16 protein-coding genes are annotated in these 18,395 nt (G+C 62.1%); 11 read left to right on the forward strand and 5 right to left on the reverse strand.

Annotated elements, in window-relative coordinates; genetic code table 11:
- Positions 1-86 precede the first annotated feature (86 nt).
- A complete protein-coding gene (locus QQ992_RS22530) occupies positions 87-632 on the forward strand; it encodes a PadR family transcriptional regulator (protein ID WP_028698561.1) in 546 nt (181 codons plus the stop codon).
- On the forward strand, positions 625-1,386 hold the full coding sequence (locus QQ992_RS22535) for a siderophore-interacting protein (protein WP_105945829.1): 762 nt from the start codon (positions 625-627) through the stop codon (positions 1,384-1,386). Before QQ992_RS22530 ends, QQ992_RS22535 begins: the two co-directional genes overlap by 8 nt.
- A 118-nt stretch (positions 1,387-1,504) precedes the next feature.
- Here the strand turns inward: QQ992_RS22535 and QQ992_RS22540 are convergent, their stop codons facing one another.
- Entirely contained in the window at positions 1,505-2,140 is a 636-nt protein-coding gene (locus tag QQ992_RS22540) for a Pr6Pr family membrane protein (RefSeq protein ID WP_286111099.1), read from the reverse strand.
- A 1-nt stretch (position 2,141) separates the two neighbouring features.
- Entirely contained in the window at positions 2,142-2,363 is a 222-nt protein-coding gene (locus QQ992_RS22545; protein ID WP_286111100.1) for a VF530 family protein, read from the reverse strand.
- A gap of 164 nt (positions 2,364-2,527) precedes the next feature.
- Between QQ992_RS22545 and QQ992_RS22550 the strand changes: the two genes are divergently transcribed.
- From QQ992_RS22550 to QQ992_RS22570, 5 genes are all read left to right on the forward strand, one after another.
- Positions 2,528-4,576, forward strand: a complete 2,049-nt coding sequence (locus QQ992_RS22550; RefSeq protein ID WP_286111101.1) for a TonB-dependent receptor — start codon at positions 2,528-2,530, stop codon at positions 4,574-4,576.
- A 217-nt stretch (positions 4,577-4,793) separates the two neighbouring features.
- The gene (locus tag QQ992_RS22555; protein ID WP_286111102.1) at positions 4,794-6,128 is read left to right on the forward strand and encodes a carbohydrate porin; all 1,335 of its coding nucleotides are present in this window, start codon (positions 4,794-4,796) and stop codon (positions 6,126-6,128) included.
- A 29-nt stretch (positions 6,129-6,157) separates the two neighbouring features.
- On the forward strand, positions 6,158-8,569 hold the full coding sequence (locus QQ992_RS22560) for a glucose/quinate/shikimate family membrane-bound PQQ-dependent dehydrogenase (protein WP_286111104.1): 2,412 nt from the start codon (positions 6,158-6,160) through the stop codon (positions 8,567-8,569).
- 227 nt (positions 8,570-8,796) lie between these two features.
- Positions 8,797-11,217 carry an endopeptidase La gene (lon, locus tag QQ992_RS22565; RefSeq protein ID WP_286111105.1) on the forward strand — a complete coding sequence of 807 codons (2,421 nt, stop codon included), beginning with the start codon at positions 8,797-8,799 and terminating at the stop codon, positions 11,215-11,217.
- 107 nt (positions 11,218-11,324) lie between these two features.
- Positions 11,325-11,717: a protease inhibitor I42 family protein gene (locus QQ992_RS22570; protein WP_286111106.1), complete on the forward strand. Its 393-nt coding sequence runs from the start codon at positions 11,325-11,327 to the stop codon at positions 11,715-11,717.
- Between the two features lie 6 nt (positions 11,718-11,723).
- On the opposite strand, the gene QQ992_RS22575 is transcribed toward QQ992_RS22570, so the two are convergent.
- Both QQ992_RS22575 and QQ992_RS22580 read right to left on the reverse strand, forming a co-directional pair.
- A complete protein-coding gene (locus QQ992_RS22575) occupies positions 11,724-12,659 on the reverse strand; it encodes an alpha-xenorhabdolysin family binary toxin subunit B (protein WP_286111107.1) in 936 nt (311 codons plus the stop codon).
- Between the two features lies 1 nt (position 12,660).
- A complete protein-coding gene (locus QQ992_RS22580) occupies positions 12,661-13,851 on the reverse strand; it encodes an alpha-xenorhabdolysin family binary toxin subunit A (RefSeq protein ID WP_286111109.1) in 1,191 nt (396 codons plus the stop codon).
- Positions 13,852-14,061: 210 nt separating this feature from the next.
- Here QQ992_RS22580 and cmoA point away from each other — a divergent pair, with 210 nt between their 5' ends.
- Both cmoA and cmoB read left to right on the forward strand, forming a co-directional pair.
- The gene (gene cmoA / locus QQ992_RS22585; RefSeq protein WP_286111111.1) at positions 14,062-14,805 is read left to right on the forward strand and encodes a carboxy-S-adenosyl-L-methionine synthase CmoA; all 744 of its coding nucleotides are present in this window, start codon (positions 14,062-14,064) and stop codon (positions 14,803-14,805) included.
- Complete coding sequence (gene cmoB, locus QQ992_RS22590) at positions 14,802-15,758, forward strand: tRNA 5-methoxyuridine(34)/uridine 5-oxyacetic acid(34) synthase CmoB (protein ID WP_198750963.1); 957 nt, start codon at positions 14,802-14,804, stop codon at positions 15,756-15,758. The genes cmoA and cmoB overlap by 4 nt, the downstream gene beginning before the upstream one ends.
- 68 nt (positions 15,759-15,826) lie before the next feature.
- On the opposite strand, the gene QQ992_RS22595 is transcribed toward cmoB, so the two are convergent.
- Positions 15,827-16,030: a hypothetical protein gene (locus QQ992_RS22595; protein ID WP_003252072.1), complete on the reverse strand. Its 204-nt coding sequence runs from the start codon at positions 16,028-16,030 to the stop codon at positions 15,827-15,829.
- Between the two features lie 239 nt (positions 16,031-16,269).
- Here QQ992_RS22595 and QQ992_RS22600 point away from each other — a divergent pair, with 239 nt between their 5' ends.
- Together QQ992_RS22600 and QQ992_RS22605 are read left to right on the forward strand one after the other, a co-directional pair.
- Positions 16,270-16,944, forward strand: a complete 675-nt coding sequence (locus QQ992_RS22600; protein ID WP_003258489.1) for a heavy metal response regulator transcription factor — start codon at positions 16,270-16,272, stop codon at positions 16,942-16,944.
- Positions 16,941-18,323, forward strand: a complete 1,383-nt coding sequence (locus QQ992_RS22605; protein WP_286111112.1) for a heavy metal sensor histidine kinase — start codon at positions 16,941-16,943, stop codon at positions 18,321-18,323. The genes QQ992_RS22600 and QQ992_RS22605 overlap by 4 nt, the downstream gene beginning before the upstream one ends.
- Positions 18,324-18,395 lie beyond the last annotated feature (72 nt).

Genomic DNA, 18,395 nt, shown 5'->3' on the forward strand with positions numbered 1-18,395 from the left:
ATAATCATCTGCATTTAAGGGCTTGTCTTTAGATATATCTTGAGTAATATCTTACGATATATCGCAAACGACGGAGCCCTGTCCCCATGCGCGAACACACCCCCCATGATCCCTTCGAACGGCGCCCTGGCCGTGGCGAGCGCGGCCCACGCGTTTTCGCCCCCGGAGACCTCAAGCTATTGATGCTCGACCTGCTGGCCGAACAGCCCGGCCACGGTTACGACCTGATCCGCCAGATCGAAAACCTGTTCGATGGCAGCTACAGCCCAAGCCCCGGGGTGATCTACCCCACGCTGAACTTCCTTGAAGAAGCCGAGCTGATCAGCGGCCAGATACAGGGCAGCAAACGCCTCTACGCCATCACCGATGCCGGCCGCCATGCGCTGGCCGAGCAAGCTGTCGCGCTGGACGGCGTGCGTATGCGCATCGAAGTCAGCAAACGCGCCCTGCGCGGCCATGACCGCCCGCCAGAAATTCACGAAGCGGTCGGCAACCTGCGCCACGCACTGCACATGCACAGCGGCCGCTGGACACCGGAAGAAATCGAACGGGTTCGCGACCTGCTCAACCATACCGCCAAGGCCATTGCCTCCGGGCCGGCCGAACCTGTCAGGGAGACTCCCCATGAGTGACACCATCCACCGCGTCAACCACGAGATCCGCCAACGCCGCCTGCAGGTACTGCGGGTCACCGACCTCACCCCACGCATGCGCCGCATCACCCTGGGTGGTACCGAGCTGCAAGGCTTCACCAGCGTGGGCAGCGACGACCATATCAAGCTGCTGTTCGCCGAAACGCCAGAACAACAGCAGGCCATCGAGGCCCGTAATCTGGGGCGTGACGGTGGTGCACGGCCGACCATGCGCGAGTACACACCACGGCGTATCGACCTGGTGGCCAATGAACTGGATATCGACTTTGTGCTGCACGGTGACGGCCCTGCCTCCACCTGGGCTGCGCAGGCCGCGCCGGGGCAAACGCTGGATATCGCCGGGCCACGGGCGTCGATGGTGGTGCCGGACATTTTCGACAGCTATTTGCTGATTGGTGACGAAACAGCCATTCCAGCAATTGGCCGTCGGCTGGAAGAGTTGCCAGCGGGCCGCCAGGTGCTGGCGGTGATCCAGATCGAAGATGAGCAGGAGCGCCAGCCACTGCCGAGCAAGGCTCAGGTCGAAGTGATCTGGGTACGCCGCCAGCAGGAAGATTTGCTGGCACTGGTGAAGAACCTGACCTTGCCGCAAGGCCGGTTGTATGGCTGGGTGGCGCTGGAAAAAGCCCTGACCCGCCAGGCCAAGGCGCTGCTGCTGGAGAAAGGGGTGCCGGAAGATGCGCTGAAGGCTGCGGCCTACTGGCGTGCTGACGGGACTGCGGACGACGAGTGATTGTTTGTTGCTCTACCGGCCCTATCGCCGGCAAGCCAGCTCCCACAGGTATTGCACAGCCTCCGAAGGTTGTGGGCACCTGTGGGAGCTGGCTTGCCGGCGATAGGGCCAGTGCAGGTCAAGCAAGTCTGTGCAGCCCCCGCCACCGATCCAGCCCCAGCAAAACGAGACCAATCCCCCAAAAGCCCGCCAGCACCCCCAAGGCATTGAGCATCACCTGCCCATACCCCAGGCTCGACACATCGATGAACGGGTAGGCATACACGCCAATCTCGCTCCCCCGCCACAGCGCATAGGCAAAGTACACCGCCGGGTAAATCGCCCAGACCGCCAGGTGCCATAGCCGCAACGTGCCCTTGCGCACCTCGCACCACCAATACAAGGCATACAGCACCGGCATCACGTCGTGCAGCAGTTCATCCGCCAGCCACTGCCAGCCTTGCGGCTGCCACAAATGGCGCAACAACAGGCTATAGGCCAACGCAACCAGCAGGATGCTGGCAGCAATGGCTGAACTCACCGAAGGAGACAGGAAAAAACGCTTGGCACGCCCTTCCCGCCCGAACGCCGCATAACTGAGCACCGTCGCCACCAAGGTATTGCTCAGCACGGTGAAGTACCCGAACACGTTGATCAGGCCGCCAATCAGGCTGGCCTGTTCCTGCCAACGCGCCACCAGCACCAGGTACACCTGCACAGTCAGACCGAACCAGCCCAGTACAGCCATACCGGTCAGCCAAGGACGCTGTGGCATGTCAGGCCTGGCGCTGCAGCTTCACATACAACTGCTCGACCTTTTCCCGCGCCCACGGTGTTTTGCGCAAGAAGGTCAGGCTCGACTTGATGGTCGGGTTGCTCTTGAAGCAGCGCACATCGATGCGTTCGGCCAGGCCCTGCCATTGGTAGTGCGTCACCAGCTCGGTAAGGATCTGCTCAAGGGTCTTGCCGTGTAGCGCGTTGTGTTGGGCCGTGCTCATGCTGTGCTCCGTAGGAAAGATGCGCACCTTACACGAGTGTAGTGGTGGGTGGGATCAGTCGACTCGACAGAAAAACCGCTGGCCATAGGCAAAACCTCTGTGCTGAAATAGATATGTTATGTTGTAACATTACAAAAGCCTCTGCCAAGGAACGCCCCATCCCCATGCTGTACTCACCGCTTCGCCTCTCCCCCCTTGCCGTCGCGCTCTGGCTGGCTGCATCGCCCAGCCAGGCCGTGGAACTCGAACCCCAGGTCATCACCGCCAACCCGCTGGGCAATCGCCAGCTGGCCGCTCCCAGCACCGTGCTGGAAGGCGACAACCTGTTGCAGCAACAGCACGGCAGCCTCGGTGAAACCCTGAACAAACAGCCCGGTGTCGCCTCCACCTGGTTCGGGCCAGGCGCCAGCCGCCCGGTGATTCGTGGCCTGGACGGCGACCGCATTCGTATCCTGCGCAATGGCGTCGGCGCGCTGGATGCCTCGTCGCTGTCCTATGACCACGCCGTGCCGCTGGACCCGGTCACCGTCGACCGCGTCGAGATCGTCCGTGGCCCTGCCGCCCTGCTGTACGGCGGTAACGCCATCGGCGGTGTGGTCAACACCTTCGACAACCGCATCCCGGATGCGCCCATCGAGGGCATTCACGGTGCCGGTGAGCTGCGCTACGGCGGCGCCGACACCACCCGCAGCAGCGCCGGTAAGCTGGAGGCCGGTAACGGTGCCTTTGCCCTGCACCTGGATGCCAACAGTCGCCAGTTCAACGACCTGCGCATCCCCGGCTACGCCCGCAGTTCCAAGGTACGTGACGCTGACGAGCCCGGCAGCAAGCACCGCCTGGAAAACAGCGACGGTCGCCAGGATGGCGGTGCGGTCGGTGGCGCGTACCATTGGGATCACGGCTACGCTGGCCTGTCCTACAGCAGCTATGACAGCAACTACGGCTCGGTGGCCGAATCCGGCGTGCGCCTGGACATGAAGCAGGACCACTACGCCTTCGCCTCCGAACTGCGCGACCTCGACGGCCCGTTCAGTTCGGTCAAGGTCGATGCCGGCTACACCGACTACGAACACAGGGAGATTGAAGAAGGCGAGGTGCACACCACCTTCAAGAACAAAGGCTACGAAGCACGCATCGAAGCCCGCCACCAACCGCTCGGGCCGGTGGAAGGGGTGATTGGCGCCCAAGTCAGCCGCAACGAGTTCTCTGCCCTGGGCGAAGAAGCCTTTGTCCCGCACACCGATACCGACAGCCTGGCGCTGTTCATGCTCGAACAGTGGCAGGCCACCGAGCGCCTGAACCTGAGCCTGGGTGCACGCATGGAGCACACCCGGGTAGACCCCGACGCCAAAGGCAACGAAAACTTCGTCGATGCCGACAGCGCCAGCAGCTTCAACGCCTTCAGCCTGTCGTCAGGTGCGGTGTACCAGCTTGACCCGATCTGGTCGCTGGCCGCCAACCTCGGCTACACCGAACGCGCCCCGACCTTCTACGAGCTGTATGCCAATGGCGCACACGTGGCCACTGGCGCCTTTGAAGTTGGCGATGCCAGCCTGAACAAGGAAAAGGCCATTTCCGCCGACCTGGCACTACGCTTCGACAATGGCACGCACAAGGGCAGTGTCGGGGTGTTCTACAGCCACTTCCGCAACTACATCGGATTGATCGGCACCGGCAACACCCGCGAAGGTGGGCATGACCACGACCATGACGAGGATGACCATGACCACGATCATGACCACGACGGCTTCCCGGAGTACCAGTACCAGGGCGTGCGTGCGCGCTTCTATGGCATCGAAGCCCAGGACCGCTGGCAACTGGCCGAGAACCGTTACGGCAGCTTCGCGCTGGAACTGTCTGGCGACTACACCCGGGCCAAGAACCTCGACAGTGGCGAGCCGCTGCCACGCATCGCCCCGCTGCGCCTGAACAGCGGGCTGGTCTGGGAACTGGACCGCTGGCAGGCACGGGTCGATGTGCAACATGCGGCATCGCAACACCGCAAGCCGGCCAACGAAACCAGCACCGATGGCTACACCACGCTGGGGGCGAGCGTCGGCTACCGATTCGAGGTTGGCCAAAGCCAGTGGCTGGCGTTTGTGCGCGGTGAAAACCTGACCGACCAGACTGTGCGTTATGCCAGCTCTATTCTGCGCGATATTGCCCCGGCGCCGGGGCGTAGTGTGGAAGTCGGCCTGCGTACTACCTTCTGAAATCGCGGGGGCGCTTTGCGCCCCCTACAGGCCATTGTTACCAGACAAACAATAATGCCCTGCGACATTTTGTCTTTTTTTCTTACAACTTCCCCTATATCCTCCTCGCCGCAAGCTGAAACGCTTCATCGAAACCATCTTGTCGCCATATCCATTGAAGGGCCCGCCCTTCGATGCGCTTGCCGTTTTTTCAATAATCAAAAGATAGCGCTATCTCATGTTTCAACTGCCCAAACCCTGTTACATCGGCCTTGCCCTCAGTGCCTTGGCGACACCCGCCAGTGCCAGCGAAATGTTCGCCAACGACTCCCCCTGGATGCTCGGCGACTGGGGCGGCACCCGCAGCGAATTGCTGGAAAAAGGCTACGACTTCACCCTCGGCTACACCGGCGAGATGGGCAGCAACCTGCACGGTGGCTACAACCACGACCGCACGGCGCGCTACAGCGACCAGTTCACCTTTGGCAGCCACCTGGACCTGGAAAAGATCCTGGGCTGGCATGACACCGAGTTCCAGCTGACCATCACCGAACGCCACGGCGACAACATCAGCAACGACCGCATCAACGACCCACGCGTCGGCGGCTTCACCTCGGCCCAGGAAGTCTGGGGCCGTGGCGAAACCTGGCGGCTGACCCAGATGTGGATCAAGCAGAAGTACTTAGACGGCGCGCTGGACGTGAAATTCGGCCGCTTCGGCGAAGGCGAGGACTTCAACAGCTTCCCCTGCGACTTCCAGAACCTGGCCTTCTGCGGCTCGCAGGTGGGCAACTGGGTCGGCGGCATCTGGTACAACTGGCCGGTCAGCCAGTGGGCCCTGCGCGTGCGCTACAACCTTACCCCCGAGCTTTACGCGCAGGTGGGCGTCTTCGAGCAGAACCCTTCCAACCTTGAATCCGGCAACGGCTTCAAGCTCAGCGGCAGCGGCACCCAGGGCGCGGTGATGCCAGTGGAACTGGTGTGGAGCCCGCGCCTGAATGGCCTGAAAGGGGAATATCGCGCCGGCTACTACTACAGTAATGCCAAGGCACAGGATGTTCTAAAGGACAGCAACGGCCAGCCGGCAGCCCTGAGCGGCGCCGCCTACCGCAGCAGTTCCAGCAAACACGGCATGTGGCTCGGCGCCCAGCAGCAAGTGACTTCGCTGGCCTCCGACCAGTCGCGTGGCCTGAGCCTGTTCGCCAACGCCACGGTGCATGACAAGAAGACCAATGCCATCGACAACTATGTGCAGGCAGGACTGGTATACAAAGGGCCTTTCGACGCCCGCGCCAAGGACGACATCGGCTTCGCCCTGGCCCGCGTGCACGTCAACCCTGCCTACCGCAAGAACGCCCGCCTGGCCAACCAGGCCGCCGGCCTCGATGACTACGACAACCCCGGCTTCCTGCCCGTGCAGGACACCGAATACAGCGCCGAGCTGTACTACGGCATTCATTTGGCCGACTGGCTCACGGTTCGCCCCAACCTGCAGTACATCCGCCACCCGGGCGGGGTGTCGCAGGTCGATGGCGCCCTGGTCGGCGGCCTGAAGATCCAGAGCAGTTTCTAACCCCTTTTTGACCTGACGGAGAACCTACGATGAGCACTGAAAGTGCCAACAATGGAAGCCGCTGGCTACCGCGCCTGATGGGCGCGCTGCTGTTGCTGATGGGCCTGGCCCTGCTGGCTGGCGGCATCAAGCTGAGCCAGCTGGGTGGATCGCTGTACTACCTGATCGCCGGTATCGGCTTTGCCCTGTCGGGCATCCTGCTGCTGGCTCAGCGCCGTATTGCCCTGGGCCTGTATGGCCTGGTACTGCTGGCCAGCACCGTCTGGGCCCTGCTCGAAGTGGGCCTGGACTGGTGGCAACTGGTGCCACGCCTGGCCATCTGGTTCGCCATCGGCGTGGTGCTGCTGCTGCCATGGGCACGTCGCCCGCTGATCGGCCCGGCCAGCAAAGCCAACACTGCGCTGCTGAGCGTTGCCGTGGTCGCATCGGGCGCTTGCGCGGTCGCCAGCCAGTTCACCCACCCCGGTGAAGTGTTCGGCGAACTGGGCCGCGAAAGCAGTGAAATGGCCAGTGCCGCCCCGGCCATGCCCGACGGTGAATGGCAGGCCTACGGCCGTACCGAACATGGCGACCGCTACTCGCCGCTGCGCCAGATCACCCCACAAAACGCCTACCGCCTGGAAGAAGCTTGGCGTATTCGTACCGGTGACCTGCCGACCGAAAACGACCCGGTGGAGCTGACCAACCAGAACACCCCGCTGAAGGTCAACGGCATGCTCTATGCCTGCACCGCGCACAGCCGCCTGCTGGCCCTGGACCCGGACACGGGTGCGGAAATCTGGCGCTACGACCCTCAGGTCAAAAGCCCGGTCGGCACCTTCAAGGGCTTTGCCCACATGACCTGCCGTGGCGTTTCGTACTATGACGAAAACCGCTACGTCAGCCGCGACGGCAGCCCGGCACCGAAAATCACCGACGCAGGCCAAGCCGTGGCCCAGGCCTGCCCGCGCCGCCTCTACCTGCCTACCGCAGATGCCCGCCTGATCGCCATCAACGCCGACAACGGCAAGGTATGCGAAGGCTTCGCCAACCAGGGCGTGATCGACCTCACCACCGGCATCGGCCCGTTCACCGCCGGCGGCTACTACTCCACCTCGCCTGCTGCGGTTACCCGTGACCTGGTGATCATCGGCGGCCACGTGACCGACAACGAGTCGACCAACGAGCCGTCCGGCGTAATCCGTGCCTACGACGTGCACGATGGCCACCTGGTATGGAACTGGGACAGCAACAACCCGGACGACACCAAGCCATTGGCTCCGGGCAAGCTGTACAGCCGCAACTCGGCCAACATGTGGTCGATCGCCAGCGTCGATGAAGACCTTGGCATGATCTACCTGCCGCTGGGTAACCAGACCCCGGACCAGTGGGGCGCCGACCGCACCCCGGGCGCCGAGAAGTACAGCGCCGGCGTGGTCGCGCTTGACCTGGCCACCGGCAAGGCCCGCTGGAACTACCAGTTCACCCACCACGACCTGTGGGACATGGACGTCGGCAGCCAGCCGACCCTGGTACACCTGAAGACCGACGATGGCGTGAAACCGGCGATCATCGTGCCGACCAAGCAAGGCAGCCTGTATGTGCTCGACCGCCGCGACGGCACGCCAATCGTACCGATTCGCGAAATCCCTACCCCGCAAGGCGCGGTGAAGGGCGACCACACCTCGCCGACCCAGGCCCGCTCCGACCTCAACCTGCTCGGCCCTGAGCTGACTGAACAGGCCATGTGGGGCGCGACGCCGTTCGACCAGATGCTGTGCCGCATCCAGTTCCGCGAGCTGCGCTACGAAGGCCAGTACACCCCGCCGTCCGAACAGGGCTCACTGATCTACCCAGGCAACGTCGGCGTGTTCAACTGGGGCAGCGTGTCGGTCGACCCGGTGCGCCAGCTGCTGTTCACCTCGCCCAACTACATGGCCTTCGTGTCGAAGATGGTCCCGCGTGAGCAGGTTGCCGAAGGCAGCAAGCGCGAAAGCGAGACCAGCGGCGTGCAGCCGAATACCGGCGCGCCGTACGCCGTGACCATGCACCCGTTCATGTCGCCACTGGGCGTACCGTGCCAGGCCCCGGCCTGGGGTTACGTTGCCGCCATCGACCTGTTCACCAACAAGGTGGTGTGGAAGCACAAGAACGGTACCACCCGCGACAGCACCCCGGTCCCGATCGGCCTGCCGGTTGGCGTGCCAAGCATGGGCGGCTCGATCGTGACCGCTGGTGGCGTCGGCTTCCTCAGCGGCACCCTCGACCAGTACCTGCGCGCCTATGACGTGAACAACGGCAAGGAACTGTGGAAAGCCCGCCTGCCGGCAGGTGGCCAGGCCACGCCGATGAGCTACACCGGCAAGGATGGCAAGCAGTACGTGCTGGTGACTGCCGGCGGCCATGGCTCGCTGGGCACCAAAATGGGCGATTACATCATCGCTTACAAACTCGCGGAATAACCCTCAAGTGATGCGGTGACTGTGCTGCCGCATTCGCGGGCAAGCCCGCTCCCACAGGTTCTGTGCTGCCCTCAAGGCAGGCGCCGTACCTGTGGGAGCGGGCTTGCCCGCGAAGAGGCCGGGATAGCCAACCAAAGATGAAAGCCCTGCCTGCTGCCTTCGTCTACCATTGAAACCCATCCCACCCTGCCCCATCTAAGCACCATAGTCATTCACGCAGGTGCCCCATGAGCGACCAGCAGGATTTCCCGGAACACCCCGACGAACACAGCGAAGTCGAACACACCACCACGCAGGCCGAAACCGGCCATGCCCTCGCCCTGCCCGGCCAGCAGCTGCCGGACAAGGTCTACGTGATCCCGATCCACAACCGCCCGTTCTTCCCGGCCCAGGTACTGCCGGTCATCGTCAACGAAGAACCTTGGGCCGAAACCCTCGACCTGGTGGCCAAGTCGCCGGACCACTGCCTGGCGCTGTTCTTCATGGACACCCCGCCAGAAGACCACCGCCACTTCGACACCGCCGCGCTGCCGCAGTACGGCACGCTGGTCAAGGTGCACCATGCCAGCCGTGAGAACGGCAAGCTGCAGTTCGTTGCCCAGGGCCTGACCCGGGTACGCATCCGCACCTGGCTCAAGCACCACCGCCCGCCCTACCTGGTTGAAGTCGAATACCCGCGCCAGCCCGCCGAGCCCACCGACGAGGTCAAGGCCTACGGCATGGCGTTGATCAACGCGATCAAAGAGCTGCTGCCGCTCAACCCGTTGTACAGCGAAGAGCTGAAGAACTACCTCAATCGCTTCAGTCCCAACGACCCGTCGCCGCTCACCGATTTCGCCGCCGCGCTCACCTCGGCCACCGGCAACCAGTTGCAGGAAGTACTCGACTGCGTACCCATGCTCAAACGCATGGAAAAGGTGCTGCCGATGCTGCGCAAAGAGGTGGAAGTCGCGCGCCTGCAGAACGAGATCTCGGCCGAGGTCAACCGGCAGATCGGCGAACACCAGCGCGAGTTCTTCCTCAAGGAACAGCTCAAGGTCATCCAGCAAGAGCTGGGCCTGACCAAGGACGACCGCAGTGCCGACCTCGAACAGTTCGAGCAGCGCCTGGAGGGCAAGACCTTGCCGCCCCAGGCACGCAAGCGCATCGATGAAGAAATGGGCAAGCTGGCCATTCTCGAAACCGGCTCACCCGAATACGCCGTCACCCGCAACTACCTCGAATGGGCCACCGCCCTGCCGTGGGGTGTTTACGGCAAGGACAAGCTCGACCTCAAGCATGCGCGCAAGGTCCTCGACCAGTACCATGCCGGCCTCGACGACATCAAGGAACGCATCCTCGAGTTCCTCGCCGTGGGGGCCTGGAAAGGCGAGATCAGCGGCTCGATCGTGCTGCTGGTCGGCCCGCCCGGGGTGGGCAAGACCAGCATCGGCAAGTCCATCGCCGAGTCGCTTGGCCGGCCGTTCTACCGTTTCAGCGTCGGCGGCATGCGTGACGAGGCCGAGATCAAGGGCCATCGCCGGACCTACATCGGCGCCCAGCCCGGCAAGCTGGTGCAAGCCCTGAAAGACGTCGAAGTGATGAACCCGGTGATCATGCTCGACGAAATCGACAAGATGGGCCAGAGCTACCAGGGCGACCCGGCTTCAGCGCTGCTGGAAACCCTCGACCCGGAGCAGAACGTCGACTTCCTCGACCACTACCTCGACCTGCGCCTGGACCTGTCCAAGGTGTTGTTCGTGTGCACTGCCAACACCCTCGACTCGATCCCCGGCCCATTGCTCGACCGCATGGAAGTGATCCGCCTGTCCGGCTATATCACCGAGGAAAAACTGGCCATCGCCAAACGCCACCTGTGGCCCAAGCAACTGGAAAAGGCCGGCGTCTCCAAAAGCAGCCTCAGCATCAGCGACAGCGCCCTGCGTATGGTGATCGAAGGCTACGCCCGCGAAGCCGGCGTGCGCCAGCTGGAGAAGCAACTGGGCAAGCTGGTGCGCAAGGCCGTGGTCAAATTGCTGGAAGACCCTGAAGCCAAACTGAAGATCGGCACCAAGGACCTCGAAGCCGCGCTCGGCACGCCGGTGTTCCGCAGCGAGCAGGTACTGGCTGGCAAAGGCGTGATCACGGGCCTGGCCTGGACCAGCATGGGCGGCGCCACGCTGCCAATCGAGGCGACCCGCATTCACACCCTCAACCGTGGCTTCAAGCTGACTGGCAAGCTGGGTGACGTGATGAAGGAGTCGGCCGAAATTGCCTACAGCTATGTCAGCTCCAACCTCAAGCAGTTTGGCGGTGACCCTGGCTTCTTCAACGAAGCGTTCATCCACCTGCATGTACCTGAAGGGGCTACGCCCAAAGATGGCCCGAGCGCTGGCATCACCATGGCAAGTGCCCTGCTGTCGCTGGCCCGCGACCAGGCGCCGAAAAAAGGCGTGGCCATGACCGGCGAGTTGACCCTCACCGGCCAGGTGCTACCGATTGGTGGTGTGCGCGAGAAGGTGATTGCGGCGCGGCGGCAGAAAATCTTCGAGCTGATCTTGCCAGAGCCTAACCGAGGGGACTTTGAAGAACTGCCGGACTATTTGCGCGAAGGCCTGACGGTTCACTTCGCCAAGCGCTTTGCCGATGTGGCCAAGGTCCTGTTCTAGCCTGCACCGGCCTCTTCGCGGCTAAACCCGCGAAGAGGCCAGCACCGACAACACAAAACCCTCGATCATCGGTTATCCTCGGGCCATCGCCAGCCCCCGGAGCCAACATGACCGCCCCTCGTCTGCTCGTTCCCCTGAGCTTCGCCCTGCTTTCCGCCTGTGCCCAGCACCCCACACAGCCCATCGAACTGGATGCCGAGAGTGAATGCCCAACACGGCTGCAGGTAGGCCAGGCACTCACCCTGAGCTTGCCCAGCAACCCGTCCACCGGTTATCGCTGGCGTGTCGAAAACCCAGCCTCAAGCGTACTGCGCAGCCTTGGCCCGGAGGTATACAGCGCCCCCGAAGAAGAAGACGTGGTCGGCAGCGCCGGTGTTTCCACCTGGCGCTTCCAGGCCTGCAGCACCGGAGACGCCCAACTGGTGCTGGTCTACCAGCAGCCGTGGGCCGCAGACGTCGCCCCGGTGCAAACCTTCGACTGCAAGATTATCGTCCGCTGAGCACGATCAGCTGCGGTCATACGCCATCTGCACGACCTTCAGGTAGTCACAGAGGTCTTTCAACGCGACCGTGGCAGCATCCAGGCCCATCGTCGCGTTGAGCTTCACGGCCTGCGCCTGCCACTCCAGTTCCACCTTGCGCAGTTCGTGCAACCACGCGTTCTTGAGTGGTTCAAGGCCAGACAACGCCGTGATCGCCTCCCGCTCACCCTGCGCACTCTGCAAGGCTCGCTGCAGCTGCCGCTGGTCGCCCAGCGCTTCCTCTATTTTTGCATCAAGCCGGGTGCGAACCTTGCTCAAGTCACTGAACGTCTTGGCCCCCTCCAGTGCATCAGCATGCTTGGCCAACTTCCCTGTCACAGCCTTCAACAGGCTGGCATCAACTTTCGGGTCCGTGATCAACCCGATGACCTGGTCAATGTCATCATCGCTCGGGATCAAGCCCTTCAGCGCACTGGCAACGGACGGCCTTTCGAACAACTCGATAGCCTGGCCAATATCTGCCCGCTGCTGGCGCAACTGGGCCAGTCGTTGATCGAAGGCTAACGCCTGGCTCTGGAGGCTGACGATTCGTTTGTCCAGTTCCGATAACGGCTCTACCAAGGCAGACAGTGTGAAAAGTTCCAACCGCAGATTCTGCCTGGATAACAGCGCATGAAGCTGGTTTAAACGGCTTAGCACACTGGCAAGCCGGTAATGGGTATCGCCCCCCAGTTTGCTCGGAATGAAATCGCGGTCCTCCAGCAAAACGATAGCGCCTATCAGGCTCTCCTTGAAGGCGCGTTCGACACCCAGCAACAATGTACGCAGTTCACCCAGTTGCTCACGCGCCCCGGGCAACACGTTCATGTCCCAGCTTTGTATCAGGTGGAATACCTGATCTTGCACGGTTTGCATCTGCACGAAATCCGGCAGGGTCGCATTAACGTTGGTCACGTCCATGTCAAACGTCCTCATATTCTTCAATCAATTCATTAAATAACTCAGACAATGTGTGGCAGATATTGCCTATCTTGCTCCACGGTTTGATAACCTCAGAGAAATCGTGAACAAACGATTCAAGTTGAGTGAGGGTGCTCAGCTCTTTGGCTTCGTTCACGGAGTTATTGGCGTACGAGGCCAGAAACAGCCATACATCTGCCAGGCGGCGGGTTGCTGCCGACAGGTCCTTGCACCTGAACTGCAGGTCCCTGACCAATGTCGAGATACGCTCGAAGTCGTTCAGCGCGGGGGCCATCCTGCCCAGCGCATTCGCCAGTTCTTCGCGCTCTTCGATCAACGCGTTTTTTCTGGCCCGGATCTTTTCTGCCTTGTCACCGAACACACCGCCGGTGATGACCAGGCCAATCGGCCCCAACAAGATACCCGTGAACGCGTAGCCCACATTGGCATCGTACTCGGACTTCAACTGGTCAATCTGTTCGTCCCATTGATCCAGCTGCCGCCGTTTCATCAGAATGTCTTCATGGGAAACCTTCTCGTCGAAGTGTTTCAACAACCGTACCATTCGCGGCTTCAGCTCGCGTTTGATCTCACTGTTGAACCAGTTGGCACGTGCATCGACGTCATCGATTCGCCGGCGAGTGCCTTCAATTTCCCTGACCAGTTCGTTGATGCCAAGTGTCAGCACACTGGCGATCTGCGCTTGATCTTCTTCACTCAGTTCCGACGTATAAACATCATCGCCCTGCTCGGCCTGTCGCTGCTTGATTGCCAAAAAGACATCACTGTTTTCAAGGTGCGCAAGCAGGCTGCCGCCACGCTGTACCAGGCTTTCAGCGAACAGTTCAATTTCAGGACCCAGTTGCTTGATGCTACGCTCCAGTATGTCCCATTCGTACACATGCCTGTGCAGTGCCGTATACAGGTCATGAACCATCGAGGCGTCAAGGCCGAGTGCCGCATAATCGACTTCGCGTTCGATTTCAGCTCGCGTGTGTGGCAACTGATTTACAGTATTGGCGTATCGTTTGATGACCTTCAGATTATCAGCCGTCAATAAGCTGCCAACGTGCTGGCCACCCTCGAGCCGGTTCTCGATGAACGTAAAATAGCGTTCCGGCAACATCTTGACCTTGGACACCGGGTCCAGTTCATCTACGGTAACTTCTTCCCGCCCAGTATTGGCACTCATCACTTAACCCAATATCCTTTTTCAAATCCAGTCAACCTGCATTCGAAGTGTCCTTCTTCATCCGACTGAATTCATTCATCTTGATAACTTAGCACTGTGGGAAAGTTCACTGCTCCCGGTCTGAACGCTCCGACCCTGAAGCATTGCCATGGCAAGATGCGCGGCCATTGGATAAAATGCGCCCCCGTTTCACCCTGTATCGAGCCTGCCGTGAGCAAACAACCCGACCGCCTCTTCTCCCAGCCCCTGGAGCAGGTGCCTGATTTCGTCTTCAACGAGGACGTGGTGCGTGTGTTCCCGGACATGATCAAGCGCTCGGTGCCCGGGTACCCGACCATCGTCGAGAACCTCGGTGTGCTGGCCGCGCGTTTCGCCCAGCCAAATACCGCGCTGTACGACCTGGGCGCATCGCTGGGGGCAGTCACCCAGTCGCTGCGCCGCCATGTGCGCAGCGACGGCTGCCGGGTGATCGCGGTGGACAATTCCGCCGCCATGGTCGAGCGTTGCCGCCAGTACCTCACCGCCCAGGACTCGATGTTCCAGGAGCTGCTGCCGGTGCAGGTGCTGGAGGCCGATATCCTTACCCTGCCCTTCGAGCCCGCCTCGGTAGTGGCGATGAACTTCACCCTGCAGTTCATCGCCCCCGACCAGCGCCTGGAACTGCTCGGCCGTATCCGCCAGGCACTGCTGCCCGGTGGCGCGCTGATCCTCTCGGAAAAGCTGCGGTTCGCCGATGAGCAAGAGCAGGACCTGCTCAATGAACTGCACCTGGACTTCAAGCGGGCCAATGGCTACAGCGAACTGGAAATCGCCCAGAAGCGCAGCGCCATTGAAAACGTGATGCGCCCCGATACCCTCGAAGCCCACCAGGAGCGCCTGCGCGCCGCCGGTTTCTCGAAAGTGGTGCCCTGGTTCCAATGCCTTAACTTCGCCTCGTTGATAGCCCTGCCATGATCGATCTGTCCCCCCTCGTCCGCCGCCTGGCGGGCACGCCCCTGGCTTCCTGGTCGCAAGGCCTGCAAGCGCAACTGGAAGCCAAGCTGGAGAAAGGCCACGGTGACCTCGACCGCTGGCGTGGTGCGCTCGATGCCCTGCCCGCGCTAAAGCCCAGCGAGATTGACCTGGTCAACGGGCTGCGTCTGGACTGCGACTGCGACGACGCCACCCGTGCACAAATGCGCCAGGCACTGATGGGCCTGTCACCTTGGCGCAAAGGCCCGTTCGACCTGTTTGGCGTGCATGTGGACACCGAGTGGCATTCGGACTGGAAATGGTCACGCGTTGCGCCGCACCTGGACCTCAAAGGCAAGCGCGTGCTCGACGTGGGCTGTGGCAACGGCTACTACCAGTGGCGCATGCTCGGTGCCGGGGCCGACATGGTGATTGGCGTCGACCCCAACTGGCTGTTCTTCTGCCAGTTCCAGGCCGTGCAGCAATACCTGCCGGAGCTGCCGGCGTGGCATCTGCCGTTCGCCCTGGAGGACCTTCCCGCCAACCTGGAAGGTTTCGACACGGTGTTTTCCATGGGCGTGTTCTACCACCGCCGCTCCCCCATCGAACACTTGCTGGCGCTGAAGGACTGCCTGGTCAAAGGTGGCGAGCTGGTGCTGGAAACCCTGGTGATCGAAGGCGACGAAAACCAGGTACTGGTACCTGAAGACCGTTACGCGCAGATGCGCAACGTCTGGTACTTGCCATCGGTTCCGGCCCTGGAGCGCTGGTTGCGCCGTGCCGGTTTCAGCGATGTGCGTTGCGTCGATGTGTGCGTGACCAGCGTCGAGGAACAGCGCAGCACCGAGTGGATGCGCTATCAGTCGCTGGGCGACTTCCTCGACCCGAACGACCACAGCAAGACCATCGAAGGCCTGCCGGCCCCACGCCGTGCCACCCTGCTGGCGCGCAAATAAAAAAGGCGCCCGATCGGGCGCCTGAATACACCTGCGCCGAGGAGCTGTCGCGCGCAGGTGCTGTTACCTCAGTCCTTGGCCACCTCGCGGGCCTTCTCTTGCGCCTTGCGCTCGCGTTCGGCAACGGCTTGTTGCTTGTCGCCGTGCAGGCGCTGCTGGTCTTCGCGGAAAGCTTGCCAGAACTGCTTCGAGCGTTCCGCACCGCCCTCGGCGTAAACACTGGCGCTGCCCAGGGCAAGGGTGGCCAACAGCAGGTATTTGGTCAGGTTCATCGTGGTTGCCTCGTGATAACCGATCAGACACGGCCATCCTAGTGAGGGGAAGCTAACAGCAAGGTGAGGCGGGGATTACAGTCCTGCAATCTGCGCAGAACAGACAGCCAGATAACCGCAGCATTACAAATCCGTTATCTGCGCCGCGATTCCTTTCTCATGCCGTAACATCCCGCCCCTTGACCCTGATGCCACTACAGGGTCGAGAATCGCCCCCTTTCATCACACCGAGCCCCTTCATGCGCCTACTGATCATCGAGGACGAACTGCGTACCGCCGATTACCTGCAACAGGGCCTGCGCGAAAACGGCTACGTGGTCGACTGCGCTCACACGGGCACCGACGGCCTGCACCTGGCCCGCCAGCAGCCGTATGACCTGGTCATCCTCGACGTCAACCTGCCTGAACTCGATGGCTGGACCGTGCTGCAGCGGCTGCGTGCCGAGTCGGCCACGCGCATCATGATGCTCACCGCTCACGGTCGTCTCGCCGACCGGGTCAAAGGCCTGGACCTGGGTGCCGATGACTACTTGCTCAAGCCCTTCGAGTTCCCCGAGTTGCTGGCCCGCATCCGCAGCCTGCTGCGCCGCAACGACCAGCAACTGCAGCCCAGCACCCTGCGCGTCGCCGACCTGGAGCTGGACCCCGGCCGCCACCGCGCCTACCGCGCCGGGCAACGCATCGACCTGACCGCCAAGGAGTTCGCGCTGCTCCACCTGCTGATGCGTCAGACCGGCGAAGTGTTGTCGCGCACACAGATCATCTCGTTGGTCTGGGACATGAATTTCGACTGCGACACCAACGTGGTCGAGGTCTCGATCCGGCGCCTGCGGGCGAAGATAGACGACCCGTTCGACAACAAGCTCATCCACACCCTGCGTGGCGTAGGCTATGTACTTGAGGCGCGCTTTTGAAAAACCCCAGCCTGTCGCTGCGCCTGGGCCTGAGCGTCACACTGATGGGCGCCGCACTCGTGCTGCTGCTTGCCTGCCTGGCGGTGTTCGCTCTGGATCACGAACTGGACAACCGCGCACGCAAAGACCTGGCGCGCAAGATGCTGCAGGTCGAGCACAACCTGCGCGTTGACCTGCGCAGCGAAGACCTGGGCAGCCGCGCCCATCCCCTGCTCGACCTGGTAATGGGGCATGACAACCTCAGCCTCAGCGTCATGGCCCTGGAGGGCCGCCACCCGCACCTGCTCAGCCTCGGCCCGGCTCTGGAGTCGCAGGTGGGCGATTTGCACACTGGTGCCCGCCTGAGCTTTCACGCCTGGCGCGACAGCAGCGGCAATCAGATCCTCACCGTGACCCGGCTGATGCGCCTGCGCGACAACACGCCGGTGAAGGTGATGATGTCGCTCAACCGCGCCGACGACAACGCCCTGCTGCAGGCTTACCTGCATTCCACTTTGCTCGCGCTGCCACTGCTGCTGGTCTTGATTGGCGCGGGCGCCTGGTGGCTGATGCAACGCGGCCTGAAACCCCTGCGGCACTTCCGGCGCATTGCCGGGCAGGTCTCGGCCCAGGACCTGCAGCATCGTTTGCCCGCCACTGGCTTGCCACAGGAGCTGGCAGAACTGGCCAGCAGCATCAACGTCATGCTCGATCGCCTCGATCAGGGCGTGAGCCAGTTGTCGCAGTTCTCCGACGATCTGGCCCATGAACTGCGCACCCCATTGAGCAACCTGATGGGCAAGGCGCAGGTGACCCTGGCCCGTGAGCGGGACAACGCCAACTACCGGGAAGTGCTGGAAGACAGCATCGAGGAGCTGACGCGGCTCAACCGCATCATCAACGACATGCTGTTTCTCGCCCAGGTCAGCCAGCCTCAAGTGCAGATCGCGCTCAAGCCGATGGCATTGGCCGACGAGGCTGCAAGGGTGGTCGAGCTGTTTGCTTTCAGCGCCGAAGTGAAAACGATTGAATTGCGGGTTCAGGGCTGGGGTACGGCGCTGGGTGACCGGTTGATGTTCCAGCGGGCGTTGTCGAACCTGCTGAGCAATGCGATACGGCATGGCCCTGAGGGTGAGCCCATCGAACTGCGTATCGAACGCTCTGGCAGCGAAGTACGGCTATCTGTGGAGAACCAAGGGCCTGGCATTGCTGCCGAGCATCAGTCGCGCTTGTTCGAGCGGTTTTACCGGGTGGGATCGGGGCGCTCACGGCTGGAGGGCGGGACCGGGTTGGGGTTGGCGATCGTGAAGTCGATCATGCAATTGCATGGTGGGCGGGTCGAAGTGAACAGCAGCCCCCTAGGGCCTACCCGTTTTACCCTGGTGTTTCCTGCCGAGTAATCAGCTGTCTGTACCGGCCTCTTCGCGGGCAAGCCCGCTCCCACAGGGACTCCACAGGCCTTGAGGTTTGTG

Source organism: Pseudomonas kurunegalensis, from assembly GCF_030291635.1.
In the GTDB taxonomy this organism is placed as follows: Bacteria; Pseudomonadota; Gammaproteobacteria; order Pseudomonadales; family Pseudomonadaceae; genus Aquipseudomonas; species Aquipseudomonas monteilii.

Excerpts from the sequence above, each read along its gene's own strand:
- QQ992_RS22595 (WP_003252072.1), bottom strand. The coding sequence starts at position 16,030 with ATGAACCTGACCAAATACCTGCTGTTGGCCACCCTTGCCCTGGGCAGC.
- QQ992_RS22600 (WP_003258489.1), top strand. The coding sequence starts at position 16,270 with ATGCGCCTACTGATCATCGAGGACGAACTGCGTACCGCCGATTACCTG.
- QQ992_RS22545 (WP_286111100.1), bottom strand. The coding sequence starts at position 2,363 with ATGAGCACGGCCCAACACAACGCGCTACACGGCAAGACCCTTGAGCAG.
- QQ992_RS22535 (WP_105945829.1), top strand. The coding sequence starts at position 625 with ATGAGTGACACCATCCACCGCGTCAACCACGAGATCCGCCAACGCCGC.
- cmoB (WP_198750963.1), top strand. The coding sequence starts at position 14,802 with ATGATCGATCTGTCCCCCCTCGTCCGCCGCCTGGCGGGCACGCCCCTG.
- QQ992_RS22580 (WP_286111109.1), bottom strand. The coding sequence starts at position 13,851 with ATGAGTGCCAATACTGGGCGGGAAGAAGTTACCGTAGATGAACTGGAC.
- QQ992_RS22540 (WP_286111099.1), bottom strand. The coding sequence starts at position 2,140 with ATGCCACAGCGTCCTTGGCTGACCGGTATGGCTGTACTGGGCTGGTTC.
- QQ992_RS22560 (WP_286111104.1), top strand. The coding sequence starts at position 6,158 with ATGAGCACTGAAAGTGCCAACAATGGAAGCCGCTGGCTACCGCGCCTG.
- lon (WP_286111105.1), top strand. The coding sequence starts at position 8,797 with ATGAGCGACCAGCAGGATTTCCCGGAACACCCCGACGAACACAGCGAA.
- QQ992_RS22530 (WP_028698561.1), top strand. The coding sequence starts at position 87 with ATGCGCGAACACACCCCCCATGATCCCTTCGAACGGCGCCCTGGCCGT.
- QQ992_RS22555 (WP_286111102.1), top strand. The coding sequence starts at position 4,794 with ATGTTTCAACTGCCCAAACCCTGTTACATCGGCCTTGCCCTCAGTGCC.
- QQ992_RS22550 (WP_286111101.1), top strand. The coding sequence starts at position 2,528 with ATGCTGTACTCACCGCTTCGCCTCTCCCCCCTTGCCGTCGCGCTCTGG.
- QQ992_RS22570 (WP_286111106.1), top strand. The coding sequence starts at position 11,325 with ATGACCGCCCCTCGTCTGCTCGTTCCCCTGAGCTTCGCCCTGCTTTCC.
- QQ992_RS22575 (WP_286111107.1), bottom strand. The coding sequence starts at position 12,659 with ATGGACGTGACCAACGTTAATGCGACCCTGCCGGATTTCGTGCAGATG.